This window comes from Streptomyces sp. 142MFCol3.1 (assembly GCF_000424945.1).
GTDB classification, from domain to species: Bacteria; Actinomycetota; Actinomycetes; order Streptomycetales; family Streptomycetaceae; genus Streptomyces; species Streptomyces siamensis.
Map to the genome: position 1 here is coordinate 102,682 of NZ_AUKV01000022.1, position 25,601 is coordinate 128,282.

22 protein-coding genes and 2 pseudogenes are annotated in these 25,601 nt (G+C 72.4%); 5 read left to right on the forward strand and 19 right to left on the reverse strand.

The genetic code is table 11. From position 1 onward, the window contains the following. Positions 1 to 6 precede the first annotated feature (6 nt). Positions 7 to 1,428 carry a uracil-xanthine permease family protein gene (locus tag H305_RS0129600; protein ID WP_028803657.1) on the forward strand — a complete coding sequence of 474 codons (1,422 nt, stop codon included), beginning with the start codon at positions 7 to 9 and terminating at the stop codon, positions 1,426 to 1,428. Here H305_RS0129600 and H305_RS0129605 read toward each other — a convergent pair. Next, positions 1,410 to 2,525, reverse strand: coding sequence for a glycoside hydrolase family 6 protein (locus H305_RS0129605; RefSeq protein WP_028803658.1), 1,116 nt, complete (start codon positions 2,523 to 2,525; stop codon positions 1,410 to 1,412). The genes H305_RS0129600 and H305_RS0129605 overlap by 19 nt on opposite strands. Before the next feature lie 173 nt (positions 2,526 to 2,698). Here H305_RS0129605 and H305_RS0129610 point away from each other — a divergent pair, with 173 nt between their 5' ends. Beyond that, the gene (locus H305_RS0129610; protein WP_028803659.1) at positions 2,699 to 3,382 is read left to right on the forward strand and encodes a DUF5995 family protein; all 684 of its coding nucleotides are present in this window, start codon (positions 2,699 to 2,701) and stop codon (positions 3,380 to 3,382) included. Between the two features lie 91 nt (positions 3,383 to 3,473). Next, positions 3,474 to 4,403, forward strand: coding sequence for an LLM class F420-dependent oxidoreductase (locus tag H305_RS0129615; protein ID WP_028803660.1), 930 nt, complete (start codon positions 3,474 to 3,476; stop codon positions 4,401 to 4,403). 83 nt (positions 4,404 to 4,486) lie between these two features. Here the strand turns inward: H305_RS0129615 and H305_RS0129620 are convergent, their stop codons facing one another. The 10 genes and pseudogenes from H305_RS0129620 to H305_RS0129665 all read right to left on the reverse strand — a co-directional run bounded on the left by H305_RS0129620 (position 4,487) and on the right by H305_RS0129665 (position 16,290). Further along, a complete protein-coding gene (locus H305_RS0129620; RefSeq protein WP_028803661.1) occupies positions 4,487 to 6,199 on the reverse strand; it encodes a flavin monoamine oxidase family protein in 1,713 nt (570 codons plus the stop codon). A 77-nt stretch (positions 6,200 to 6,276) separates the two neighbouring features. Continuing rightward, complete coding sequence (locus H305_RS0129625) at positions 6,277 to 7,065, reverse strand: carbon-nitrogen hydrolase family protein (protein WP_028803662.1); 789 nt, start codon at positions 7,063 to 7,065, stop codon at positions 6,277 to 6,279. A gap of 392 nt (positions 7,066 to 7,457) precedes the next feature. After that, positions 7,458 to 7,838, reverse strand: a complete 381-nt coding sequence (locus tag H305_RS0129630) for a DUF742 domain-containing protein (RefSeq protein ID WP_028803663.1) — start codon at positions 7,836 to 7,838, stop codon at positions 7,458 to 7,460. A gap of 7 nt (positions 7,839 to 7,845) precedes the next feature. Beyond that, positions 7,846 to 8,316, reverse strand: a complete 471-nt coding sequence (locus H305_RS47295; protein WP_078629292.1) for a roadblock/LC7 domain-containing protein — start codon at positions 8,314 to 8,316, stop codon at positions 7,846 to 7,848. After that, positions 8,306 to 10,993 (reverse strand): nitrate- and nitrite sensing domain-containing protein, encoded by a 2,688-nt coding sequence (locus H305_RS47300; RefSeq protein WP_051371047.1) that lies wholly within the window; start codon positions 10,991 to 10,993, stop codon positions 8,306 to 8,308. Before H305_RS47300 ends, H305_RS47295 begins: the two co-directional genes overlap by 11 nt. Before the next feature lie 142 nt (positions 10,994 to 11,135). Beyond that, positions 11,136 to 12,193, reverse strand: a pseudogene (locus H305_RS47305) (HAD-IA family hydrolase). Positions 12,194 to 12,355: 162 nt separating this feature from the next. Then, positions 12,356 to 13,417 carry an ABC transporter ATP-binding protein gene (locus H305_RS0129650; protein WP_028803664.1) on the reverse strand — a complete coding sequence of 354 codons (1,062 nt, stop codon included), beginning with the start codon at positions 13,415 to 13,417 and terminating at the stop codon, positions 12,356 to 12,358. A 4-nt stretch (positions 13,418 to 13,421) separates the two neighbouring features. Beyond that, positions 13,422 to 14,246, reverse strand: coding sequence for an ABC transporter permease (locus H305_RS0129655; protein WP_028803665.1), 825 nt, complete (start codon positions 14,244 to 14,246; stop codon positions 13,422 to 13,424). Continuing rightward, positions 14,234 to 15,136 (reverse strand): ABC transporter permease, encoded by a 903-nt coding sequence (locus tag H305_RS0129660; protein WP_028803666.1) that lies wholly within the window; start codon positions 15,134 to 15,136, stop codon positions 14,234 to 14,236. Before H305_RS0129660 ends, H305_RS0129655 begins: the two co-directional genes overlap by 13 nt. Continuing rightward, on the reverse strand, positions 15,133 to 16,290 hold the full coding sequence (locus tag H305_RS0129665; protein WP_028803667.1) for an ABC transporter substrate-binding protein: 1,158 nt from the start codon (positions 16,288 to 16,290) through the stop codon (positions 15,133 to 15,135). Before H305_RS0129665 ends, H305_RS0129660 begins: the two co-directional genes overlap by 4 nt. A 211-nt stretch (positions 16,291 to 16,501) precedes the next feature. On the opposite strand from H305_RS0129665, the gene H305_RS0129670 reads away from it, so the two are divergent. After that, a complete protein-coding gene (locus tag H305_RS0129670; RefSeq protein ID WP_028803668.1) occupies positions 16,502 to 17,251 on the forward strand; it encodes a GntR family transcriptional regulator in 750 nt (249 codons plus the stop codon). Positions 17,252 to 17,420: 169 nt separating this feature from the next. Here the strand turns inward: H305_RS0129670 and H305_RS0129675 are convergent, their stop codons facing one another. The 8 genes and pseudogenes from H305_RS0129675 to rpe all read right to left on the reverse strand — a co-directional run bounded on the left by H305_RS0129675 (position 17,421) and on the right by rpe (position 23,264). Then, entirely contained in the window at positions 17,421 to 17,873 is a 453-nt protein-coding gene (locus tag H305_RS0129675; RefSeq protein ID WP_015661832.1) for an Lrp/AsnC family transcriptional regulator, read from the reverse strand. A gap of 10 nt (positions 17,874 to 17,883) precedes the next feature. After that, positions 17,884 to 18,252: pseudogene (locus H305_RS0129680) on the reverse strand (amino acid permease C-terminal domain-containing protein); the annotation flags it as partial. A 185-nt stretch (positions 18,253 to 18,437) separates the two neighbouring features. After that, on the reverse strand, positions 18,438 to 18,833 hold the full coding sequence (locus H305_RS0129685; RefSeq protein WP_028803670.1) for a hypothetical protein: 396 nt from the start codon (positions 18,831 to 18,833) through the stop codon (positions 18,438 to 18,440). A gap of 172 nt (positions 18,834 to 19,005) precedes the next feature. Then, complete coding sequence (locus tag H305_RS0129690; protein WP_028803671.1) at positions 19,006 to 20,448, reverse strand: GuaB1 family IMP dehydrogenase-related protein; 1,443 nt, start codon at positions 20,446 to 20,448, stop codon at positions 19,006 to 19,008. Between the two features lie 107 nt (positions 20,449 to 20,555). Beyond that, positions 20,556 to 20,933, reverse strand: coding sequence for a barstar family protein (locus H305_RS0129695; RefSeq protein ID WP_028803672.1), 378 nt, complete (start codon positions 20,931 to 20,933; stop codon positions 20,556 to 20,558). After that, positions 20,930 to 21,415, reverse strand: a complete 486-nt coding sequence (locus H305_RS0129700) for a ribonuclease domain-containing protein (RefSeq protein WP_028803673.1) — start codon at positions 21,413 to 21,415, stop codon at positions 20,930 to 20,932. The genes H305_RS0129695 and H305_RS0129700 overlap by 4 nt, the downstream gene beginning before the upstream one ends. Before the next feature lie 40 nt (positions 21,416 to 21,455). Then, positions 21,456 to 22,499 carry a sugar-binding transcriptional regulator gene (locus tag H305_RS0129705; RefSeq protein WP_028803674.1) on the reverse strand — a complete coding sequence of 348 codons (1,044 nt, stop codon included), beginning with the start codon at positions 22,497 to 22,499 and terminating at the stop codon, positions 21,456 to 21,458. 78 nt (positions 22,500 to 22,577) lie between these two features. Continuing rightward, positions 22,578 to 23,264 (reverse strand): ribulose-phosphate 3-epimerase, encoded by a 687-nt coding sequence (rpe, locus tag H305_RS0129710; protein ID WP_028803675.1) that lies wholly within the window; start codon positions 23,262 to 23,264, stop codon positions 22,578 to 22,580. Positions 23,265 to 23,397: 133 nt separating this feature from the next. Here rpe and H305_RS47310 point away from each other — a divergent pair, with 133 nt between their 5' ends. Beyond that, positions 23,398 to 25,569: an MMPL family transporter gene (locus H305_RS47310; protein WP_051371060.1), complete on the forward strand. Its 2,172-nt coding sequence runs from the start codon at positions 23,398 to 23,400 to the stop codon at positions 25,567 to 25,569. Positions 25,570 to 25,601: the final 32 nt, after the last annotated feature.

Here is a 25,601-nt window from a genome sequence, read left to right on the forward strand (position 1 = left end):
CACACCATGGATCTCGGCGTGCGCTGGAAACTGCACGGCGACGGGCGCAGGCCCGAACCCGGCGCAGTCGTCCGCCCCGATGAACGCCTCTCCTGGCCCCGCACGATCGGGCTGGGGGCACAGCATGTGGTGGCCATGTTCGGGGCGTCCTTCGTCGCGCCCGTCCTCATGGGCCTCGACCCCAACCTCGCGATCATGATGTCCGGCGTCGCGACCGCCATCTTCCTGCTCGCGACGCGCGGCCATGTGCCCAGCTACCTGGGCTGCTCCCTGTCCTTCGTCGGCGTCGCCGCCGTGATCCGCGCCCAGGGCGGCACCAGTGCGACGGTGACCGGCGCCGTGTTCGTCGTCGGTGTCGCGCTGTTCCTGGTGGGCCTCGCCGTGCGGCGGTTCGGGGCACGGATCATCCACGCGGCGATGCCGCCGATCGTGACCGGCGCGGTCGTCATGCTCATCGGCTTCAACCTCGCTCCGGTCACCGCCTCCACGTACTGGCCGCAGGACCAGTGGACGGCGCTGCTGGTCATGCTGTTCACCGGCCTCGCCGTGGTGTGCCTGCGCGGCTTCTGGTCACGGATCGCGATCTTCCTGGGGCTGCTCTTCGGATACGGCATCTCCTGGGCCTTCGACCGGATCTTCGGCAAGATCCACTCGGTGGACGCGAGCGGGAAGCTCACGGACCACTGGCGGCTGGACCTCTCCGGCGTCGGCAAGGCCGACTGGGTCGGACTGCCGTCCTTCCACGGCCCGTCCTTCCAGTGGTCCGCGATCCTCGTCGCGCTGCCGGTGGTGATCGCGCTGGTCGCCGAGAACGCGGGCCATGTGAAGGCGGTCGGCGAGATGACCGGGGAGACCCTGGACGACAAGCTGGGCACCGCGATCTCCGCGGACGGCGTCGCCTCGATGCTCTCCACCGCGGTCGGCGGCCCGCCCAACACCACCTACTCCGAGAACATCGGCGTGATGGCCGCGACCCGCGTCTACTCCACGGCCGCGTACTGGGCCGCCGCCGGCTTCGCCCTCCTCTTCGGCCTCTGCCCCAAGTTCGGCGCGGTCGTCGCGGCGATCCCGGGCGGTGTCCTCGGCGGTATCACCGTCATCCTGTACGGCATGATCGGACTGCTCGGCGCGCAGATCTGGCTCAACGCCCGGGTCGACCTGCGCAACCCGCTGAACCTGGTGCCGGCCGCCGCGGGAGTCATCATCGGCGTCGGTGGCGTCACGCTGAAGTTCACGGACAACTTCTCGCTGAACGGCATCGCGCTGGGCACCCTCGTCGTCATCACCGGCTATCACGCGCTGCGCGCGATGGCACCGGCGCACCTCAAGGCGCAGGAACCGCTGCTGGACGAAGGCACTTCCTCGTACGACGAGGACGGCGAGCCGGAGTCGACCGCTCCGGGCAGGAATCAGCGCGCCAGCTCATAGGCGTACTCCGCCGAGAAGCTGCCCGGCGAGCCCTTGCAGCCGTCGGACTCGCCCGGCAGCTTCACCCACAGGTAGGCGTCGATCCTGGACTCGTGCGTGTTCAGGGTCGGCGCCCGTCCGATCTTCCGGCCCGCCGGATCGCACCACTCGCCGTCGGCCGGCGCGCCGTTGCCGTTCCTGCTGGTGTCGACGACCGCGCCCAGGCTCGCGGGACCGCCGAGGGCGGAGAGCAGCTGCCTGGCGTACCCGATCTCGTCGGCCGTCCGGTGGAAGTTGGACACGTTCGTGAAGATGCCGTCGGAGGAGCGGGGCGAGGCGGCCCCCGCCTGATCGAGCAGCGAGGCCTGCTTGGCGGCCGGGTTCCAGTCGGAGTGTCCTCCGTCGTAGTAGACCCGGGCCTTGGGATCCGCGGCCTTGAGAACACGCCCCGCGCGGGCCAGCGAGGCGAACCGGTCGGCCTGCTCGCCCTCCGAGAGGCAGTCGGACTGGGCGATCGCGTCGGGCTCCAGGATCACGACGACCTCGCCGGAGCCCAGCCCCGCCGCGAACCCGTCGATCCAGCGGTCGTAGGCCGCCAGGTCGGGCGCCCCGCCGTCCGAGGCGCCGCCGCAGTCGCGCTGCGGGACGGCGTACGGCACGACGACCGGGACCCGGCCCTGAGCGGCGGCGGCCGACGTCACGGCTCTGACCCGCGCGGTGATGGTCGACGGGGTGAAGTCCGCGAACCACACCGCCGCCGGGCGGTCGGCGATCCGGGACTCGATGACCGCCCGCCGGGAGTCGCCGGGGTGGGCCCGGACCCAGTCGAGGACCTGCGAGTCGGGATGCCGGTAGAGCAGGGGCGCGGCCGCGACGGTCTTCGTCCGCTTCCTCGTCGAAGAGGGCTCGGGGCGCGGCTTCGGGGACGCGGACACCGACGGGGAGGGCGAGTCCGAGGCCGGGGCGGTCGTCGGCGTCGGCACGGCGGGCAGGGGCAGCAGGCGAGGTGAGCTCGTCACCGTCGGCCCCGCCTCGTCGGAGGGGCGATGACCGTCGAGCGCGGACAGGACTCCCGTCGCACTGCCCACCGCGACCACGACCGAGGCCGCCGCCACCATCGCACCGCGCCGGGCGGTGCGCCTGCGCTCGGCCCTCCGAGCGGCCAGCCGCTGGGCACGCAAGCCTGACAACGTACTGCTCCCCCCACTCCCGCCACGGACGGTTCCCCCGTTCTGGGGAAGCGTCCGGCCCGGCGGCACTGCGGCCAGCCTAGGACTGGGACGCTGCCCCCATGGCGCAGTCGGCACAGTTCAGCGATCCCGTCGGTACGGTGGGCACCGTCGTCTCCCGCATGCGCGCCCTCGACGCGAGGCTGCCCGGGCGGGACGGCGTCGCCGTCTTCAACCGCGTCTACCTCGCCGTCACCGAGGAGGTCGACCGGCGCCTGGAGGCCGGTGACTTCCCGGACCGGCGGGCCACGACAGCGCTGGACGTACGGTTCGCGGAGCGCTACCTGACGGTGGCCGAGGAGGGGTGCCCGCCCGCCTGCTGGCGGCCCCTGCTGCAGCTCCGCCGCCACCCGGGCGTACGCCCGCTGCAGTTCGCGCTCGCGGGCATCAACGCGCACATCGGACACGATCTGGCGCTCGCCGTCGTGGACACCTGTCGTACGCTCGGGTGCGAACCGGCCGACCTGGAGGACGAGTTCGACCGCGTGGGCGACCTCCTCGTCTCGTTGGAGGAACGCGTCCGCGAAGATCTGATGCCGGGCCCCGACCTGCTCCAGATCGCCGATCCGCTCACCCATCTGCTCGGCTCGTGGAGCCTGGAGCGGGCGCGCGACGCCACCTGGGCGGCCGCGCGGGCCCTGTGGGCACTGCGTGAACTGGCCGACCTGGCCGATGAGTTCGCCGAGCGCCTCGACGCGGCGGTCGGGTTCGCCGGCCGGATGCTGCTCACGCCGCTGCCCGACTGATCCGGCCACGCCGCGCCCGGATCGCCGGAACTCCTCGGAGATCGCTGTACGTTGACCGACGGGCACACCTGGATGCGAAGGAGCAAAAGGAATGGCGACTCGGCTCGGCCTCGGTCTCCCCCAGATGAAGCAGTACGACCTCGGGCGGGACGTGCCCGACGTCGCTCGCACGGCCGAGCGGATCGGGTACGGCAGCCTGTGGGTCTTCGAGCGGGCCCTGTTCCCGGATCCCCCGACCCAGGGGCTGTACGGCATCGAGGGGCTGCCCTGGCCCGAGTCGTACCGCGGGGTCGCCGAACCCCTCGTCTCACTGACCCTTGCGGCCGCCGCCACCGAGCGCGCCCGGCTCGGCACCAGCGTGCTGATCGCCCCGCTGCACGTGCCGTTCCAGCTCGCCAAGTCCCTCGCCACGCTCGACGCGGCGAGCGGCGGACGGGTCGTCGCGGGCCTGGGCACGGGCTGGTCGCACGACGAGTACGCGGCGGCGTCCGTACGGCCCTTCGCCGAGCGCGGCCAGGCCCTCGACGAGCTCATCGCCGTGTGCCGCGCCGTGTGGGGCCCGGACCCGGTGGTCTACGACGGCAAGGTCACCAAGATCGCGTCGGCCGCGGTCGGCCCCAAGCCCGCCCGTCCCATCCCGATCCTGCTGGCAGCGGGCTCCCCCAAGGCCCGGCGCCGCCTCGTCGACGTGGCGGACGGCTGGATGCCCGTGGGGCTGGGCGTCGGACAACTGACCGAACAGTGGCGTCAGTTGCAGGACCTGGCCGCCCAGCGCGGTCGCACCCGGCCGATCGAGACGGTGCTGCGCACCAACGCCCGGTACTCGGCGAAGGCGTACGAGGGCGAGCACCGCCGCCCCTTCCAGGGCAGCGTCGACCAGATCGTGGAGGATCTGGCGGCGCACGCGGAGCTCGGCTTCGACGAGGTCTTCCTCGACCTCCAGAGCTCGGTGCGGGACGCCGAGGAGCTCAAGGACGTGGCCGCCGAGGTGTACACCGCGGCGCGTGCGGCCGGAATCTGACGTCGCCGCGGGCGGACGGGATCCGGCTCTGACTCCGGCACGGGCGGACGGGATCAGGCCGGCCCGCCCGCGCCGGACGTGCATCAGTCCTCGGGCAGTTCCACCGGCGCGATCTCGTCGTAGACGTCGCCGGGACCGGGGTTGGTCGCGTCGGTCTCGCCGCCCAGCTGGTGCATGACGCCCCACACCGCGTTCAGCGCGGTCTGCACGGCGCCCTCGGCCCAGCCGGCCGTCCAGGAGATGTCGTCTCCGGCCAGGAAGATGCCGCGCTTGTCCTCGGGCAGACCGTCCTGCATGAAGTGGGTGAACAGGCGCCGCTGGTAGCGGTAGTGGCCGGGCAGGTTGGCCTTGAACGCCCCCATGAAGTAGGGCTCGTTCTCCCAGGACACGGTCACCGGGTTGCCGATGACGTGCTTCCGGATGTCGACCTTCGGGTAGATCTCGCCGAGCGACTTCAGCATGACCTCCATGCGCTCGTTCGCGGACAGCGGCAACCACTTCAGGCTGTCGTCGCACCACGTGTACGAGAGGCAGATGACGGCGGGCTTGTCCGGGCCGTCATCGAGGAGGTAGGTCCCGCGGGTCATACGGTCGGTGAGCGTCATCGACATGACGTCCCGGCCCGTCGGGTTTCCCCTGTCGTCGACGGCCTTGTCGAGCCAGAACGGCCGGTCGACCGGCACGAAGAGCTTCGAGGACTCCATGTAGTGGGTCCGCTCGATCGCCGTCCAGTGGTCGATCGGGAAGAGCGAGTCGTCGCAGGCGATCTTGGAGAGCAGCATCCAGGACTGCGCGGTGAACACGGCGGCCTTGAAGGTGCGGATGTCGCCGTCCGCGTCGGTCACGGTGATCCCGTTGCCCGCGGTGCGGTGCAGCCGGGTCACGGCCGGGCGCGGCTCGCCGTTCTCGTGCAGGCTCGCCAGCGAGGTGCCGTACGCCCAGTGGACGATCTTCTCCGGCTCGCGCTCCCACAGGCGCAGCGGCAGCTGCTGCGAGCCACCGACGATGCCGCGGTGGTGGTCGTCGGCCTCGGTGTAGACGACGCGCAGAATCTCCAGGATGGAGTTCGGGAAGTCGGTGTCCCAACCGCCCGTACCGAAGCCGACCTGGCCGAAGATCTCCCGGTGCCGGAAGGACTTGAAGGACTCGGAGTCGCAGAGGAAGCCGTAGAAGGTCTGGTTGTCGAGCTTCTCGACGAGCTTCGCCCAGATCTCGCGGATGCGCGGCACGTCGCGCTCCCGCATGGCCTGGTTCATGTCGGAGAAGTCGGCGCCCTCTTCGAGGCACTTGTTCCAGGCCTCGGCGACGTCGCGGTAGACCTGCGGCAGGTCGTCGATCGTCTCGGCGTAGTGCGACTCGCCCTTGAGGTCGACGACCGTGGAAGGCGTCGACTCGGCCAGCGGGTTGGGGAACGGCCGGGTCTCGAGGCCCACCAGGTCGATGTAGTGCTGGAGTGCGGTGGAGGAGGGCGGGAAGCGCATCGCGCCCATCTCCGCGGTCAGCGACGGGTCGCAGCCGTCGAAGCCCACGGTGCGCAGCCGGCCCCCGATCTGGTCGGCCTCGTACACGACGGGCTTGAGACCCATCTTCATCAACTCGTAGGCGGCCACGATGCCGGAGAGACCACCGCCGATGATCGCGACCTCGGTGCCGTGCTCGGTCGCGGGTATCTGGCCGAGCCCCGCGGGGTGCGCGAGGAAGTCGTCGTACGCGTAGGGGAAGTCCGGGCCGAACATGGTGATCGGCGGCTGCTGCACGTCGGCGTGCTGGACGGCGTTGGGCACCGTGGACGTCATGAGGTACGGACTCCTTGCGGGAAAAGCAGGCGGGGCGGGCCGGTGAGGGGGGTGCGGGACGCCGGGGCGGTGGGGTGTCAGATCAAGGACCCGTAGAGGCCGGGGCGGCGGTCCTTCAGGTACGGGTTCGTCTCGCGCGAGTCCGCGAGCAGGACGGGGTCGGCGTCGGCGAGGACCAGTTCCTCGCCACGGCCGGCCCGGGTGCGGGCGATCCCGTCGGGCCCGGCCAGTGTGGAGAGCCCGACGAACTCGAACTCGCCCTCGGGACCGGTGCGGTTGACGTACGCGACGTACATCTGGTTCTCGAAGGCGCGCACCGGGACGACGGACTCGGCGACGAACTGGAACGGATGCATCTGCGCGGTCGGGACTATCAGCAGGTCGGTGCCGGCCAGCGCGTGCGCGCGCACGTTCTCCGGGAACTCGACGTCGTAGCAGATCATCAGGCCGACGCGCAGTCCGCCGAGCTCGGCCTGTACGACGGCCTGCTCGCCGGTCGTGAAGTGGTCGCGCTCGAAGCAGCCGAAGAGATGCGTCTTGCGGTAGTTCGCGAGGCGGGTGCCGTCGGCGGAGATCAGCTGCGCGGAGTTGAAGACCCGCTCGCCGTCGCGCTCCGGGTAGCCGTAGGCGACGGCCACGCCGTGCCGGGCGGCGATCTCGGCGATCGCGTCGGCGGACTCGCCGTCCGCGGGCTCGGCGAGGCGGGCGATGTCGTCGCCGATCGCGTACCCGGTGAGGAACATCTCCGGCGTGGCCAGCAGCCCGGCGCCCGCTTCGGCGGCACGGCCCGCGGCCTCGTCGAGCACCTTGAGGTTCTCGACGACCGAGCCGGGGCGGCCGGAGCTCTGGAGCAGGGCTGTGCGCATGCGTGTTCCTCACCGGTACGGAGGGGTTCGGGGGCCAGATAGACGGTACGGTCGGCGGGCTCGGCCGGACAAGAAGGACCCGTTGCGCGGCAGTGGACGAATCGTTGCGTGCCCATGGCCCTCTGCGGTGATTCGTTGCGCGCCCCCGAAGGGGCTCTGTTGCCCTTGAGACGCAGGTCATAGGCGTGTGACCGGCCGGCGTCTCGCGGCCTCGCCCTGACAGCCCGCACTCCGGGCCCGACGCCGATGTCCGGCCCATCGGCTGCCGCCGGGCCTGATCCGCGGCGGGGCCTGCACCGGGCCGGGGGTCGGGCCGGGACCGGCGCCGACGTGCGGATGACGTCGGCCCTGGTGGCCGGGCCAGCCCTCACGGCACCGCGCACGTCGGGCCCTCAGAGCTCGCGCAGGCGTTCGACGATCTCGCGCAGCAGCTTCGGGTCGGCAACCGGTCCGCCCGGGGCGTGCCGCGGCGGGCCGTCGACGCGTACCAGACCGGCCTCGGCCAGGTCGTCGAGCAGGACGCGTACGACGGTCAGCGGCAGGTCGGCGTCCGCGGCGAGCTCGACCACGGGCCGGGGGCCGCGGCGCACGAGCTCCAGCAGGGCGGCCCGGGCGTGGTCCACACCCGGGAGCCCCGCGTCCGTGTCCAGGGCGGTGACCCGCGACATCAGATCGATCGCGTGCCGGTCCGAGGGCCGGGTCCGCCCCCGCGTCATCGTGTACGGCCGCACCATCGACCCGGTCTCGTCCTCGTACCAGTGGTCGTCGGACACGGCGGGCTCAGGGACCCGCGGGTTCGGCGGCCGAGCGTACGGCTGCGGCCATGTGCCGGCCGACGCGGCGGACGAGCAGCGCCATCTCGTGGGCGAGCTGTCCCACATCGGTGTGCACGTCGCTCAGCACGGCGAGCCGGGTGCCGTCCCCGGCCGGGGTGATGAAGAGATACGCGTCGTCGAGCATCACCATGGTCTGGCGCACCTCCCCCGCGGTGAAGCGCTCCCCGGCCGAGCGGGCGAGGCTGTGGAAGCCGGCGCAGACGGCGGCGAGATGCTCGATGTCCGTGCGCCGCATGCCGTCCGAGCGGCTCAGCGGAAGGCCGTCGGCGGTCAGCAGGACGGCCTGGCGGACGTGGTCGGTCCTGGCCACGAGGTCGTCGAGCAGCCAGCCGAGGTCCGCTCCGGGCGGTTCGGCGGCTGCGTCCGGGGGCCCGGAGACCTCGACGGGCCCTTCGGTGGTCTGGTCATGGCGCATCGTCGGCGTCCGTCCCTTCCTCGGTGTCGGTTCGCGGCGCGGATCCGGGGTCCGTGGGCAGGCCCCTGCGGCCCCGGTCGAGGCCGCGCTGGAAGGCGCCGAAGACCGCGCGCATCTCCTCGGGCGTGACCTCGCGTTCCGGTGCCTCGTCGGAGGCCGGCTCCTCGGTGCGCAGCCCGGCGGCGAGGGAGGCCTGGCGCACGCGGGTCGGCAGGGGGGGAGCGCCCTCAGCCGCAACGGCTTTTGGCCCATGTCCGGCCTCCTGCCGCCGGTCCGGTTCACGACCGGAGCCCCGACGCCACTCGGGCTCCCGACCCGCGCCGCGCCACTGCTCCCGCTCACCGGCTCCGTCCCGGCCGGGCTCCCGCTCACGGGCTCCGTCCCGTGAGGGGTTCTCCCGGGCTCCGTCCCGGCCGGGCTCCCGCTCCCGGGCTCCGTCCCGTGAGGGGTTCTCCCGGGCTCCGTCCCGGCCGGGCTCCCGCTCCCGGCCGCCGCCCGGCCACCGCTCCCGCTCGCGGACCCTGTCCTGCCCGGCCTCCGGCCCGGTGTCCGTCGCCTCGCCCGGCTCACCTGTCCGTTGCTGGGGCAGGACCGCCGTCCGGGTCCGGGAGGGCAGTGCCCGGCGGTCCGGGACCAGGTCCGTTGTCCCGGTCGGCCGGCCCGACCCGGCCGCCGGGCGCTCGGTCGCCCGGCCCTCGGGTGCCGTCGTCGGCCGTGCGAGCTCCCCTCGTACCAGCTCGGGTCGGTCCGGTGGCGGCCGTTCGGCCTCCACCGAGGCGAGGACCGCCCGGGGCAGCAGTACCACCGCCGTGGTACCTCCGTAGGGCGAGCGGCACAGCGTGACCTCGATGCCGTGCCGTGCGGCGAGCCGCCCCACCACGTACAGCCCGAGCCGGTCGTGCCGGGTCGGATCGAAGTCGTCCGGCGTGGTGAGGGTGCGGTGGGCCTCCTCCATCTGTTCGGGGTCGAGGCCGAGGCCCCGGTCGTCGATCTCCAGGACGAAGCCGCCGCCGGCCCGGCTCGTGCGCAGGGTGACCTGGGTGTGCGGCGGCGAGAACACCGTGGCGTTCTCGACGAGTTCTGCGACGAGGTGGACGACGTCGGCGACGGCGTCCGCGGCGATGCCCGTGTCCGGCATCGGCGGGACCACCACGCGCGCGTACTCCTCGATCTCGCTCACCGCGGAGGACACCACATCGGCGACGGGCACGGGCGCTCGCCATCGGCGGCCGGGTGCCGCGCCGGAGAGGATGATCAGGCTCTCCGCGTGGCGGCGCATGCGCGTGGTGAGGTGGTCGATCCGGAACAGGTCGTCCAGCACGTCCGGGTCGTCGGTGCGCCGCTCCAGCGTGTCGACGAGTTTGAGCTGCCGGTGGACGAGCGCCTGGTTGCGGCGCGCGATGTTGAGGAGCACGGCGAACAGTCCGCGGCGCAGGGTGGCCTGGCGGACGGCGGCCTCCACGGCGGCGAGGCGCGCCGTGTTGAAGGACCGGCCGACCTGGCCGATCTCGTCGGCTCCCGCCTCACCGTCGGCCAGGGGCGGTGCCTCGGCGGCGGCGTCCACCTCCTCGCCCGCACTCAATCGCCGCATCACATCCGGGAGTTGGCGGGCCGTCAGGCGGTCGGCGGCGTCCCGCAGCGCCTCCAGGCGGCGCGAGATGCGGCGGGCGCCGCGCACGGCGAACCACAGGGACAGTCCCACCGCGGCGAGGCCGAGCGCGCCGACGATCGCGGCCTTGGCCAGCTCCCGGTAGGCGAACGCCCGCCCGCGCTCGGCGGAGTTGACGGCCGCCCGGGTGCACAACTGCATGTAGCGTTCGACGGCGCGGTCGGTCGTGGTGCGCCATGAGCCGGCCGCGACGGCCTCCCCGGCGCGCTGCGCGCCGGCCCGCAGCAGGAAGTCCTCGGCCCGGGTCAGCTCCCGGTGCACGTCTGCCCTCTGGAACCCCTCGAAGAGTGCGCGCGAGTCGGCGGGGAGGTCGGGCACATAGGTCCGCTCGAAGACGCGGCGGTCCTCGATGGTCGCGGTGAGCGTGTCGTACTGCGGGTCGGTGAGCGATCCTGCGGCCCGCGCCCCGGCGACGAGGGCGTCCTCGCGCGACACGAACTCCCGTACCCGCACCAGCTCGATCACGACCTGGGCCTCGCGCGCCAGTTGTCCGGCCTGCAGCGCGGTGAGCGCCGACTGGACGTCGAAGCCCGGTTCCACGAGGGCGCTGTACTCGGCGACGGCCCGGTCCCAGGAGATGTCACGGGACAGCACGCGCTGCCGCAGGCCGTCGATGCCTTCCACGGAGTCGAGCACGGTGTCGAGGACCTGGCGCTGCCGGTCGGAGAGCGCGCCCCGGTCGCCGCCCCGGATCGCCTCGCGCATGGCCGCCACGGCACGGTCGGTCCGGCGCTGCTGCTCCATCAGGTCGAGGGCCGCGGCCGTGCGGGGCTCCGCGCCCAGGTACGCGGCGGCGAGCCGGCGCTCGATCTGGATCTGCCCGATCGCCGTGTCGACCGGGGTGCCGAAGGACTCGTACACCCCCTGGACCCGGACGAGCGCGCGGAGTTCGCCGGTCACGGAGACCATGGCGAAGCTCCACAGCGCCATCAGGGCGACGACCGGGGCGAGCGCGAGCGCCACGATGCGGGTACGGACCGTGGAGGGACGGCCGAAGGGCCAGCGCATGGACTCCCCAGGACGGCAGGACGGTCGGGTGGCCGGGCGACGGTTCGTTACCCATCGGTGTTACTCGCTGGTAGCGAGTGCGCGGATCAACCTAGGGGATGGCGCACTCGGAGCGCAATGGCTGTCCGCGCCGGCTCCCGGCTCACCCACCCGCCGTCGACCCGGCCGGCCCTGCCGTGCCCGGACCGGCGGCGCAGGGCAGCGCGAAGGTCGTGACGACCGCGGCGTGATCCGACGGACGGTCGGTGCCCGCGACGTCCGGCCAGCATCGCGGGGAGCCGATGACGACCGTGCGCGAGCCGAGCACGCGCAGACCGCGGTGCAGGACGAAGTCGATGCGGTCCTGGGGTTCGGGCCGCCCGCTGCCGTCCTCGTGCAGCACGTGGACCGGCGACCAGGTGTGGCCCGGTTCCCGCGCCGGATCGGGGTGGGCCTCGCGGTACGAGTCGCGCAGGCCGGCCTCCTCGGCGGCCCTCGTCACGGGCCACTTCACGTCCTGCCGGTCCAGATGCGAGGGCGCGTTGAAGTCGCCGGTCAGCACCACCGGAACGGCGCCGTCGGCCGCGTCGTCGATCGCAGCTCGCGCGGCGCGACCATCGCCCGCAGTCCGTGCGGGGTCACCTCCTCCAGGCTGGCGAGGACGGTGCGTCCGGCTGCGGGGGCGATCGGCGCGAGGGAGGGCACGGCGAGCACGGCGCAGCCGGCCGCCTCGGCGGAGGTGACCCCGGTCGGAGTGTCCTCCACGGCGACGCAGGCGGCGGGCTCGACGCCGAGGGCTCGGCAGGCGGCGAGGTAGGGGTCGGGGGCCGGCTTGGTGCGTTCGGTGTCGTCGGCGGTGACCGAGACGGCGAAGCGATCGGCCCCGAGAGCCCTGAGGACCATGTCGGCCACGGCCCGGGGCGACGCGGTGACCAGGGCGGTCGGCACGCCGTCACGGGCCAGGGCGTCCAGCAGCCGTGTCGCCCCCGGACGGGTCACGATGCCGGTGCGCACTCGGTGCGCGAACTCCCCGTGCAGTTCCTCGGCGATCTCCCGCACCGGGGCTCCGGTGATCCGGCCGAGCCATGCGGCGGTGTGCTCGACAGGCCGTCCGAGCACCTCGGGCTGGTCGGCGCCGGCCAGCCCGTGCCCGAGCCCGTCGGCCACCCGCTCCACCGCCTCCCACCACAGCCGCTCGGTGTCCACGAGCGTGCCGTCCATGTCGAACAGGACGGCCTGGAGGGTGGGCCGCGGGGTGGTGCGGTGGGTCACGGGGCTCTCTTTCGTCGATGGGGGCGTCGGTGGGTGGGACGCGTGCGGGACGCGTGCGGGCGTCCGCGTGGGACGGGTCGCTGAGGCTCCCCGGCGCGCGCCCCGCGCTGTTCAGGCGGAGCGCTCGGCGACCAGGACGGGCCTGTCGGGCAGGCTCACCGTGACCGCGCCGCCCGGGCCGAGTGCCGCGGCCTCGTGCGCGGGCAGGTCGGCCTTGACCTCGGTCCCGTCGGCGAGCCGCACGGTGACGCGGGTGGCCGCGCCGAGGAAAGCGGTGGCCACGACCTGAGCGGCACCACCGTCGTCGGCCCGGACCCGGACCACCTCGGGCCGTACGAGCACGTCGACCTCCCGTGCGGCCGGGGCGTCGCCGTCCACCGGCAGCCGCAGGCCGAGGACCTCGACGGTCCCGCCGTCCAGCTGCCCGCGGATCCGGCTCATCGTGCCCACGAACTCGGCGACGAAGGCGGTGGCCGGGCGCCCGTACAGCTCGGCGGGTGCGGCGCACTGTTCGAGCCGCCCGGCGCGCATGACCGCGACCCGGTCCGCCATGGAGAGCGCCTCCTCCTGATCGTGTGTCACGAACACGGTGGTGATGCCGAGTTCCTGCTGGAGGCGGCGGATCTCCTCGCGGAGGGTGAGCCGCACCTTGGCGTCCAGCGCGGAGAGCGGCTCGTCCAGCAGCAGGACACGGGGCCGCAGCGCGAGCGCCCGGGCGAGGGCGACCCGCTGCTGCTGTCCGCCGGAGAGCTGGTGAGGGAAGCGTTCGCCCTTGTCGGCCAGTCCCACGAGGTCGAGCAACTCGGCCGCGCGGGAGCGCCGTTCGGCGGTACGCACCTTGCGCATGCGCAGCCCGAAGGCCACGTTGTCGAGGGCGCTCAGGTGCGGGAAGAGGCTGTAGGACTGGAAGACCATCCCGGCGTCACGGCGGTGCGCCGGGACTCCCGTGACGTCCTCGCCGTCGACCAGCACCTCGCCCGAGTCGGGGTGTTCGAACCCGGCCAGCATGCGCAGTGCCGTGGTCTTGCCGCAGCCGGACGGGCCGAGGAGGGCGAGGAGTTCACCCGGCCGCACCGTCAGGTCGAGCCCGTCGAGGGCGACGGTCGGACCGAACTCTCGTCGTAGGGACCGGAATTCGACGGTGGCGGCCTTTTCGAGCGTGGCGACGGTCATTGGTTCATCCCCGGTCTGCCGAAGCGGTTGCGGTACGGGAGCGCCCGCCGAGGACGGCGAGCGTGAGGAGCAGTGCCCAGGTGACGAGGAGGCTGAGCACGGAGACGGCGACGGACAGCTGGGCCTGCGAACCTCCGACGCTGTAGATCCACACGGCGAACGGCTGGAAGCCGAGCAGCTGGGCGACCGTGAACTCGCCGAGGACGAGGGCCAGTGTGAGGAAGGAGGCGTTCAGCAGGGCCCCGCGCAGATTGGGCAGGACCACCCGGGCCAACGCCTGCGGCCAGCCGGCGCCGCAGCTGCGGGCGGCCTCGACGAGGGTGCGTACGTCGACGGCACGCAGCCCCGCGTCCAGGGCACGGTGCACGAACGGCAGTGCCATCACGACGTACGCGAGGACGAGCACGAACGGGAAGTCGGGGTTCTGGAGGGCCACGAACGTCTGGAACAGCGGGGTGCGGGAGAGGTGTTCGGGACCCCACTTGAGCACGGTGGAGATCCCGGCGACGAACGCGATCGGCGGGACGACCAGCGGCAGCGAGCAGACCACCTCCACGACCGGCCGCAGCCGGGGTGCGCCGAGCCGCAGGGCGACCATGGCGGGCACCATGAGCAGCAGGACGACGGCGATGGTGGCGGCGGCCAGTTCCAGCGAGAGCAGCAGGCTGGAGGCGAAACCGTCGGTGGAGACGATCTCGCTGTACGCGTCGAGGGTGACACCCCGGCCGGGCACGTCCACCGTGAAGATCACGGACGCCGTCAGGGGCACCAGGAAATACAGCCCGGCGAGGGCCAGGGCGGCCCGGCGCCACAGGTTCAGGCGAGCCATCGCGCGCTCCGTCGTTGCAGGGGCAGGTACACGGCCATGACCAGTCCGGCGACGAGGACCATGTCGAGGCTGAGGGCCAGCGCCACGTTCTCCTGGCCGACCAGGACGTTGCCGGAGATGGCGTCGGCGATCTGGAGGGTGACCAGCGGTACCGCGCTGCCCACCATGGCCGCGGCGGTCGCGTACGCGGCGAAGGCGCTGCCGAACAGCAGCACCAGGCCGCCGAGGAGTGAGGGCGCGAGGACGGGCAGGGCCACGTGCCGCCAGTACTGGGATGCGCTCGCGCCGTTGTTCTGCGCGGCCTCGCGCCACTGGGAGCGCAGTCCGTCGAGGGCGGGCGTGATGGTGAGCACCATGAGCGGGACGAGGAAGTACAGGTAGACGACGACCAGGCCCCAGAAGCTGTACAGGTTCCAGCCCTTGCCGGTCAGGCCCAGGTGCCGGGTGAGCACACCGGAGTTGCCGAGGGTGGCGACGAAGGCGAAGGCCAGCGGGACACCGCCGAAGTTGGCGAGGACGCCGGACGCGGTGAGCACGGCCTCGCGCAGGGCACGCGAGCGGGAGGTCACCACCGCCTGGGCGAGCGGCAGTCCGAGGACGGTCGCGATGGCCGCGGAGACGGCCGACAGCTTGACGCTGCCGACCAGCGCGGTCAGATAGGCACCCTGGAGCGAGGCGGTCAGGTTGGCCGTGGTGTACGACGTGGCGCCGGTGGCCTGGTCCTTGACGGTGAAGGCGCCGTTCAGCATGGCCAGGGCCGGGATGCCGAACGCGATCGCGACGAAGACGAGCAGCGGGACGACGGCGAGCCGGCCGGAGGCGCGGCGCCGCCGCTGCTGCTTGCCTGCAGCGGCGGGCGCCGTGTCGGCCTCGGTGAGGACGGCGGTCATCCGGAGACGGCCTTGCCCCAGCCCTGGGCGAGGACCGTCTTGGCCTTGCTCTGCTGGGCCTCGCTGGGGAAGCTCGGCGTGCCGGAGACGGCGGGCAGCTTGCCGGCGGCGGTCTTGTCGAGCGTGCCGGCCTTGTCCATGGCGGTCATCAGGGCCGGGCGGGCGTACCCCTTGAGCCAGAGGTTCTGGCCTTCGGCGCTGTACAGGTACTCCTGCCACAGGCGCGCGGCCGCGGGGTGCGGGGCGCCCTTGTTGACGGCCTGCGAGTAGTACTGGGAGAACTGGCCGTCCGACGGGACGGCGACCTTCCAGTCGACGCCCTTGGACTTGAATTCTTCGGCGTAACCGGCGTTCAGGTAGTCCCAGTCGATGCTGATCGGCGTCTCGCCCTTCTCGACGGTGGCCGGCGTCGACTCGACGGGCGTGTAGTTGCCGTTCTTCTTCAGCTCGGCGAAGAAGTCCAGGCCGGGCTGGATGTCGTCGAAGGAGCCGCCGTTCGCGAGCGAGGCCGCGTAGACGCCGCCGAAGGCCGAACCGGACTTGGTGGGATTGCCGTTGAGCGCGACCTTGCCCTTGTACTGCGGCTTGAGGAGGTCCTTGAAGGTCGTCGGGCACTCCTTGACCTTCTTGGCGTCGCAGCCGATGGAGATGTAGCCGCCGTAGTCGTTGTACCAGCGGCCCTCCGCGTCCTTCTGGCCCGCGGGGATGTCACCGAACCCGGCTACCTTGTAGGGGGCGAGCAGCCCCTGCTGGGCGGCGCTCAACGCGAAGGAGCTGCCGAGGTCGAGGACGTCGGGAGCGCGGTCCTGGCCCTTGCGGGACGTGACGGCGTTGATCTCGTCCTGGCTGGAGCCGTCCGGGTTCTCGACCTCGACCCGGATGCCGTACTTCTTCTTGAAGCCGTCGATGAGGGCGCCGTAGTTCGCCCAGTCGCGGGGCAGCGCTATCGCGTGCAGTGTGCCCTCCTTCTTGGCGGCCCGGACGAGGGCGTCGAGGCCGCCGAGGTCCGCGGCGGAGGTCGCGGTGGCCGCGCTCCTGCCGTCGGCGGTGGTCGCCTTGTCGTCGGGGGCGGCGCCGCAGGCGCTCAGGGCGAGTGCGGCGGCGACGGCGAGGCCGCCGGTGAGGAGGGCGGTCCTCGGCAGGAACACGGTCACGGTCTCTCCAGGAGTACGCACGAGGGTGTGGTGAAGCGGAGAACTTGTATGAACAAGTTGGCCTCAGTAGGCCCGCCAGTGGTGTCCTGTCCGTAAACTCCGGCGAAACCGTGAGCCCTGATTCTCTGCACAATCCCGGGCATGCCCGAACTCGTCCCGATCTCGATTAGGCTGATCACGCTGTGCACAGCAGCCGGATCCGAGGGGAAGCATGGCGGCGCGACACGAGGAGATCGCCGACGAACTGCGGCGGGCGATCGACCGCGAGGAGTACACGGTGGGCAGTCTGCTGCCCGCGGAGACGGACCTCGCGGCCCAGTACGGAGTGTCGCGCGGCACGGTCCGCCAGGCGGTGGCGGCGCTGACCGCCGAGGGGCTCATAGGCTCACGGCAGGGCGCCCGGCGCGTGGTCCTGGCCAGCCGGCGCAGCCAGAGTTTCGCCGAGCTGCGCAGTTTCGCCCAGTGGGCGCGCGCGATGGGGCGTGAGGCGACCGGGCACGTGGTGGCGCAGGAGTACCACCCGGCGACGACGGAGGACGCCGTACGCCTTCAACTCCGCGAGGGGACAAGGGTGTTGCACGTGCTGCGGGTCCGCGGCCTGGACAGCGAGCCGGTGCTGCTGGAGCGGACGGTGTACGCGGACTGGGTCTCCCCCGCCGTCGAGGCCATCGAACCGGACTGCCCGTCCGTCACCCAGCGGCTCTTCGAGGACACCGGCGTGGTCTTCGCCTACGGCGAGCACGTCATCGACGCGGTCGCGGCGGGCGCCCAGGACTCCGAGCTGCTCGGCGTGCGCCGCACCAGCCCGCTGCTGCGGGTCCGCCGGGTCACCACGACACGCGAAGGGCGCCCGGTGGAGTGGTCCGACGACCGCTACCGCTCGGACGCCGTGAGCTTCAGCGTGCACAACTCGACGGGAAACAACGCCCTGGCGAGGAAGACGGCAAAACAGCCCCGCTAGGGGCGCGAGGAACGGCCCGCCAAGCCCCCGCCCACCCGCACCGAACCGCCCCGCAGCACCCCCCGAAGGGACACCAGGAACGACGCGACCGGCCCCCACAGACCCCGCACCCGCGCACGACCCGCCTCCCCACCCCGTGGGCGCACAAGGTCACTTGCAGGCCTGCCGACTACGTGGGCGACCCTGAGGAGAACCGACGCAGCAGCGGCGACAGCACCAGCACCGACTTCGTGCGCTCGACGAACGGCTCCCCGGCGATCCGCTCGAGGACCCGCTCGAAGTGCCGCATGTCGGAGGCGAAGACCTGCACGACCGCGTCCGCCTCCCCGGTGACGGTGGAGGCGGCCACGACCTCCTGATAGCGCTCCAGCCCTCGCTGGATCGTCTCCGGTGAGGTGTTGCGCCGGCAGTAGATCTCGACGAACCCCTCGGTCTCCCAGCCGAGCGCCGCCGGGTCCACCCGTACGGTGAATCCGGTGATGGCGCCGGTCGCGCGCAGCCGGTCCACGCGCCGCTTCACGGCGGGCGCGGAGAGGCCGACGAGTTGCCCGATGTCGGCGTAGGAGCGGCGGGCGTCCTCGGCGAGGGCGTGCACGATGCGTTCGTCGAGATCGTTCAGCACTGCGGGTGGTTCACTTTTCTACGGTGGCGATATGGGAGCGGCGACAGCCGTAACTGAAGTAGAACACGAGCCCGACGGCTATCCAGACTCCGAAGACCACCCAGGTGACGGCCGAGAGGCTGCCCATCGTCCACACGCACGGCGCGAAGCCGATCGCGGGCAGCACGGGCGACGGCGGCACCCGGAAGGTGCGCCGCATGTCCGGGCGGGTCCGGCGCAGCACCACCACGGCGACATTGACCAGCGCGAAGGCGAAGAGCGTGCCGACCCTGGTGGCGTCGGCCCGCCGGCCGAGCGGGATGCAGGCGGCGAGGACGCCGCGGAAGAGCGAGACGATCACCGTGTTCGCGCGGGGCACGCCGGTCTTCGGGTGGCCCTTTACCCCGACAACCGCGAGCCGCGCACCCGCCCCACCGGCCCGCCCCTCCTCGCCACCAGGCGTGGGCAGCCGGCAGGCGACCCGTGCGCCCGGCCGGCGGGCCTCAGCGGCGCACAGCCGACCGGGCACCGTGTCCACGCCCCGGGGCGGTGACGGCGTGCCGACGGCCGAGCCCGCCGCCTGTCTCAGCTCTCGTCCGGATCCCCGGCCAACGCGCGCGCCCGTGCCGTGTCTTCGGCGTCGAAGCCCATGTGTCCGGGCTGCCCGTAGGCCGCCGCCTGCGCGTCGATCCAGCGCGTATGGGCCTCCCAGGCGGCCTGCTTGCTGGTGCCCAGAGCCGCGCCGATCTGCGACCAGGAGGCGCCGCTCTCGCGGGCGGCGCGGACGGTGAGCTGACGGCCGTGGGCCGCCTTGCGGGCGACCACCTCGCTCAGCGCGAGGAGCTCGAGGAGCTCGGCCCGGTCGAGGGACTCGGCGTCGCTCCCCGCCCCGGCCAGCGAATCCCGCGCCCGCAGGTCGTCGAGGCGGGCCACGGCGGTCAGCAGGGTGTGCCGCGGTTCGATGCTCTGTGGCGTCGTCATGTCTCCAGAGTCACGTCAAGCGAGCTTGACGTCAAGCGAACCTGACGGCCGCCGGTGCGCCCTTCACCCGCCCGGTCGTCCCCCGGCACCCGCCCGCCCGTCCGGGGCAGAACATGCGTACGGCCCCTCTCCCCCCGCAGCGGGGAAAGGGGCCGTACGGCGGGTGCGCCCGTCAGCTCCAGCTGGCGTGCAGCGGCTTGCCCTCGGCGTAGCCGGCCGCGCTCTGGATACCGACGACGGCCTTCTGGGCGAACTCGTCCAGGGAGTTGGCACCGGCGTAGGTGCAGGAGGAGCGGACACCCGCGATGACCGAGTCGATCAGGTCCTCGACGCCCGGACGAGCCGGGTCGAGGAACATGCGCGAGGTGGAGATGCCCTCCTCGAACAGCGCCTTGCGGGCCCGGTCGTACGCCGACTCGTCGCTGGTGCGGTTCCGGACGGCGCGGGCGGACGCCATCCCGAAGGACTCCTTGTAGAGACGGCCGTCGGCGTCCTGCTGGAGGTCGCCCGGGGACTCGAACGTCCCGGCGAACCAGGAGCCGATCATCACGTTCGACGCGCCGGCGGCCAGCGCCATGGCGACGTCGCGGGGGTGCCGGACACCGCCGTCGGCCCACACGTGCTTGCCGTACTTCTTCGCCTCCGCGGCGCACTCCAGGACGGCGGAGAACTGCGGCCGGCCGACGCCGGTCATCATGCGGGTGGTGCACATGGCGCCCGGCCCGACACCGACCTTGATGATGTCCGCGCCCGCATCGACGAGGTCCTTCACGCCCTCGGCGGCGACGATGTTGCCCGCGACGATCGGCACCTGCGGGTCGAGCCCGCGCACCGTCCGGATCGCGCTGATCATCGACTCCTGGTGACCGTGCGCGGTGTCGATGACGAGCGTGTCGACGCCCGCGTCGAGGAGCTGCTTGGCCTTGCCCGCGACGTCGCCGTTGATGCCGACGGCCGCGGCGATGCGCAGCCTGCCGCCCGCGTCGGTGGCCGGCGTGTACAGCGTGGCGCGCAGGGCGCCCTTGCGGGTGAGGATGCCGGCGAGCCTGCCGTCCCCGTCCACCGCGGGGGCGTAGCGGCGGTTGGCGGCGTCGAGCCTGTTGAAGGCCTCGCGCGGCTCGATCTCCGCGTCGAGCAGCAGCAGGTCCCGGGACATGACCTCGGACAGCTGCGTGAACCGGTCCACGCCGGTGAGGTCGGCGTCGGTGACCACGCCGACCGGGCGGCCGGCCTCGTCCACCACGACACCCGCGTCGTGCGCACGCTTGGGCAGCAGCGCCAGCGCGTCGGCGACGGTCTGGTGGGGCGCGAGGACGATGGGGGTGTCGAGCACCAGGTGGCGTCCCTTGACCCAGCTGATGACCTCGGTGACGACCTCGATCGGGATGTCCTGCGGGATGACGACGAGGCCGCCGCGGCGGGCGACGGTCTCGGCCATCCGGCGGCCCGCGATCGCCGTCATGTTGGCGACGACGAGCGGGATCGTGGTACCCGTGCCGTCCGGAGAGGTGAGGTCCACGGCCTGACGCGAGCCGACCGCGGAGCGGCTCGGCACCATGAAGACGTCGTCGTACGTCAGGTCGTAAGGGGGCTGGATGTCATTGAGGAAACGCACGTGCTGCACATCCCAGTCGATCAGAGGTGGCCCCCGGACAGGTCAGCCAGGGGGAAGAGCACGTACTTCATTGTCCCATGCCGCCCTGTATGCGGTGCCCGCACAGATCATCCAGGCTGGTCAGGGAGCAGTTCGTCGGATCCTCCGAGAGAGAGGACGACGGAGAGTGCCGCGTCGAACCGTTCGTAGTGCCCGGCGGCCGACTCCAGCACCTGCTGCGCGACCTCCCACTCGTCGGGCCGCGCCTTCGCGTACCGCCGCCAGCCGGTCACCACGAGCAGTCTGCCCGGACTCGCGGGTCCCCAGTCCGGGTCGCCGAGGACGTCCGCGAGCGCGTCCCAGTTCCGTCCGAACCAGTCCGGCAGGTCGAGTGCGCGCACGCAGCGCGCCATGAAGCCCGCCTTGTCGGTGATCCCCGTCAGGTCGAGCACGGTGACCTGCCAGCCGGCCGCGTGGCAGACCTCCGCGAGGGGGCCTCGGGTCATCTCAGCACCGCCCTGAACGACTCGTAGTGGTCATCGGTGTAGTACACCTCGCCGTGCAGCCCGGTGACCAGCCGTCGGGCGCCCCGGTCCCGCTCGCCCGGGGTCGGGACCGTGTACTCGTGGTAGTACCCGCGCTCGTGCCGCGGAAGCAGTCGTTCGAAGTTGCCGAAGACGGCTCCGTCCTTGGCGTACGGGAAAGGGCCGCCTCGGTCGATGAGTACAAGGGTCCGGCGGGCCTCGGCCGGGAGCCGGGACTCGGCGACGGTGGGCAGGTCGCCGGCCCAGGAGGGGGGCGCCGTCGGCCTGCCCGCGCCCGTCGGTGCCGGCGTGCCGGAGGACGCCCGCGTGCCGGTGGAGTCTCGCGTGTCCGTCGCAGTCGTGCCCGTCGAGGGGTTCGTGTCCGTCGACGCGCAGCCCGTCAGGAGAACCGCGAGGCACAGCAGGAGGCCGCACAGCGCACGGGGGACGGACCGCAGCAGCATGTCGCCGATGCTGCCACGGCCACCCCGGACGGGCGCGCTGTCAGGGCCCGTCCGGGTCCGCCCGGTTGAGCGCGGGACGCGGCGTCGGCCCGGCCGTCATCAGGTAGTCCGCCGCGGAGGTGTCCGTCACCAGGCTGGTGACCAGCCCGGAACGCAGCACGGCGTCGATCGCGGCGGCCTTGCGCTGCCCGCCCGCGATGGCGACGACCTCGGGGATGCGCCGCAGCCGGTCGGCCTCGACCGTGATGCAGCGCTCGCCCAGATCGCGCCCGATCCGGCGCCCCTCCGCGTCGAAGAGGTGCGCGGACATCTCGGCGGCGACGCCGAGGGACGCGTAGTGCGCGCGCTCCTCGTCGCTGAGCATGTCGTGCACCGTGGAGATGCCGGGCTCCCAGGAACCGATGGAGACGCACGCGACCGTGACCTTGTCGAAGTACTCGAAGGCGCGGGCGATCCCCGTCTGGTGGCGCAGCGCGGCCGCGGTGGCCGCGTCGGGCAACAGCATCGGCGCGTAGATGGGGTGCGCGTCCCCGCCCGAGACCTGGGCCGCGCGGCGCACGGCCTCCACCGAACCGCGCTCGGCGGTCCCGGCGTCGTACACACCCGTCAGCTGCACCACGGTGCACGGCGGCAGCCGGTCGAGCGCGGCCGCCATGTGGATGGTGGAGCGGCCCCAGGCCAGACCCAGCACGTCGCCCTCGTTGACCAGCTCGCCGAGCAGGTCGGCGGCGACCTCGCCGAGGTTCTCGGGGTCGGTCGACTCCTCCGCCTCGGCAGGGGACTCGACGACGACGGCGTGCCGCAGCCCGTAGCGGGCGCGCAGCGCGTCGGAGCGCTCCGCGTCCAGCTCTGCGGGCACACGGATCTCGATCCTCACGAGATCTCGTTCGAGAGCGGTCTCCAGGACCCGGGCCACCTTGAAGCGGCTGACGCCGAACTCCTCCGCGATCTGGATCTTGGATTTGCCCTCGAGGTAGAAGCGGCGGGCCATGGCCGCCGCCTGCACCAGCTCAGCGGGTCCCATCCGCATGGCTGACCGGCCCGCCGACATACCCGACACGGCGATCTCCTCACTGCTGTTCACATTCTGGATTCGCCGTTCATCCTTGCAGATCCGGCGTACTTGATCAGCCCGGATGGGCGCCGTTCACGTTCCCTTGGCTCAGTGGTCGCACGCCCATGCCGCCTGGGCCGTGGCTTCCCGGGCCTGGGTGCGCAATGCACGTACCGCCTGCGCCGGGTCCGCCGCCCCGTAGACCGCCGAGCCCGCGACGAACACGTCGGCCCCCGCCTCCGCACACCGCTCGATCGTGGAAGCCGACACGCCGCCGTCCACCTGGAGCCACAGTTCGAGGCCGTGCTTGCTGATCAGCTCACGGGTGCGACGGATCTTCGGGAGCATGATGTCGAGGAAGGCCTGGCCGCCGAAGCCCGGCTCGACCGTCATGATCAGCAGCATGTCCAGCTCGGGCAGCAGATCCTCGTACGGCTCGATGGGGGTCGCGGGCTTCAGCGCCATCGAGGCGCGGGCGCCCTTGGCGCGGATCTCCCGGGCCAGCCGCACCGGGGCCGCGGCGGCCTCGGCGTGGAAGGTGACGGAACCCGCCCCCGCTTCGACGTACTGCGGTGCCCACCGATCCGCGTCCGCGATCATCAGATGACAGTCCAGAGGCGTGTCCGTCGCACGGGCCAGGGACTCTACGACCGGCACACCGAGCGTGAGGTTCGGTACGAAATGGTTGTCCATGACGTCGACATGGAGCCAGTCCGCCCCTTCCACCGCATTTGCCTCCTCGGCAAGGCGGGCGAAGTCGGCGGACAGGATGCTGGGGTTGATCTGCACGGCCATGCCCCAAGCCTGCCATGCCCCGGGCCGGTTGCTCTCCCCGGTCCGTACCTGGACCCTCAGGCGGATGTTGCGGGGCCCTCCGTCATGCCATGCTGGCCGCCGACCGGATCCAGAAAGGGCTACGGGGGTGGCCATGACGGACGGACAGGGGCGCCGTGTGCGCCAGGCTCTCATCGGCTTCGTGTGCGGTCGCCGAAGCAAGTGGCTGATCGTCGGACTGTGGCTCGTGGTGCTCGTGGTCGCGGCACCGCTCGCCTCGAAGCTCACCGAAGCGCAGGACAACGACGCGGCCTCCTGGCTGCCCGGCTCCGCCGAGTCCACCCGAGTCCTGGACGCGTCCGACCGGTTCAGGCCCGAGCAGATTCCCGCGGTCGTCGTCTACGCCCGCGACGGCGGGCTCACCGACCGGGACCGGCAGCGGATCACCGATGACGTCCGGGAGATCAAGGCGCTCGCGGCCCACGGCGTACGCGGCGCCGAGACCCGCGGTCCCGTCTACGACACGCCGACCGCCCCCGAGGCCGCCCAGATCTTCGTCCCGATCACGATGGACGAGAAGGGCTGGGAGGAGATCGCGCCCGCGGTCGACTCGCTGCGCGACCGGGTGGGCCGGAGCGGCGCCGGACTCAGCGTGCACATCACGGGCCCGGGAGGCACCTCCGCCGACTTCTCCAAGGCCTTCGAGGGCATCGACTCGACGCTGCTGTTCTCCGCGATGGCCGTCGTGATCGTGATGCTGCTGCTCACGTACCGCAGCCCGACCCTGATCTTCGTACCGCTGATCGGTGTGGTCGCGGCGCTCTTCGCGGCCCAGGCGCTGATCTACCTCCTCGCGAAACACGCGGGACTGACCGTCAACGGCCAGAGCGCGGGCATCCTCACCGTCCTCGTCTTCGGCGCGGGTACCGACTACGCACTGCTGCTGGTCGCCCGCTACCGCGAGGAACTCCGCCGCCACGAGGACCGCCACGAGGCGATGGCGCTCGCCCTGCACCGCGCGGGCCCAGCCGTGCTCGCCTCCGGCGCCACGGTCGTCCTCAGCATGCTCGTGCTCCTGGCCGCCGAGATGAACTCGACGCGCGGCCTCGGTCCGGTGGCCGCGATCGGCGTGGCGATCGCCCTGCTCGCCATGCTCACCCTCTTCCCGGCCCTGCTGCTCGTCCTCGGCCGCTGGATCTTCTGGCCGGTGATCCCTCATCTCGGCTCGGCCGACCCGACCGTGAGCGGCGTGTGGGCCCGCATGGGCGGGCGCATCGCGCGCAGCCCGCGCGTGGTGTGGGCCGCCACCGCCCTCGCCCTCGCCGTCCTCTCGCTCGGTCTGCTCCAGCTCCGCGCCGGCGGGATCGGCAACGCGGACGCGTTCACCGGCAGACCGGACTCGATCACCGGCCAGGAGGTCTCCGCGCGGTACTTCCCGGCAGGCAGCGGCGACCCCCTGGTCGTCATCTCCGACCAGGCACGTGCGGACCAGGTGCGCGCAGCGGTGGCCGGGACCAAGGGCGTGGTGCCGGACAGCATCGCCGTGCCCGAGGGCACGAAACCCTCGTACGACGGCAAGGTGCTGTTCGAGGCGACGATGACCGACCCGGCGGACGGCGACGCCGCGAAACGGACCGTCGAGCGGGTGCGCGACGCGGTGCACGCGGTGCCCGGCGCCCATGCCGAGGTCGGCGGCGGCACCGCGTCCCTCCTCGACATGGCCGAGGCGACCACCCACGACAACATCCTGGTCATCCCGGCGGTCCTGGTGGTCGTGCTGCTGATCCTGGGGGTCCTGCTGCGCGCCCTGGTGGCCCCGCTGCTGCTGATCGGCACCGTCGTGCTGTCCTTCGCGGCGGCCCTCGGCGCGAGCGCGCTGTTCTTCCGGCACGTCTTCGACTACGCGGGCGAGCAGACCGACTTCCCGCTCTTCGTGTTCGTGTTCCTGGTGGCCCTGGGCATCGACTACAACATCTTCCTGACCACCCGGATCCGCGAAGAGGCCGCCCGCGAGGGCACCCGCACGGGTGTGGTGACGGGCCTGGCCGCGACCGGCGCCGTCATCACGTCCGCCGGTCTCGTCCTGGCCGGCACGTTCGCCGCTCTCGGCACCCTGCCGATGGTCGCCTTCGCGGAGATCGGCTTCGCGGTGGCGCTGGGCGTGCTGCTGGACACCTTCGTCGTGCGCTCGGTCCTGGTGACGTCCCTGTTCCTCGACGCCGGAGAGAAGGTGTGGTGGCCGCACCGCCTCACCCACGAAGAGCGTTCCGGCCGCACGAAGCCGAACTCCCCGGCGGCCCCGGAACCGGCGGCGCGACAGGAGTAGGCCGCGCGGCAGCGTCCCGGAGGGAGGCGTCC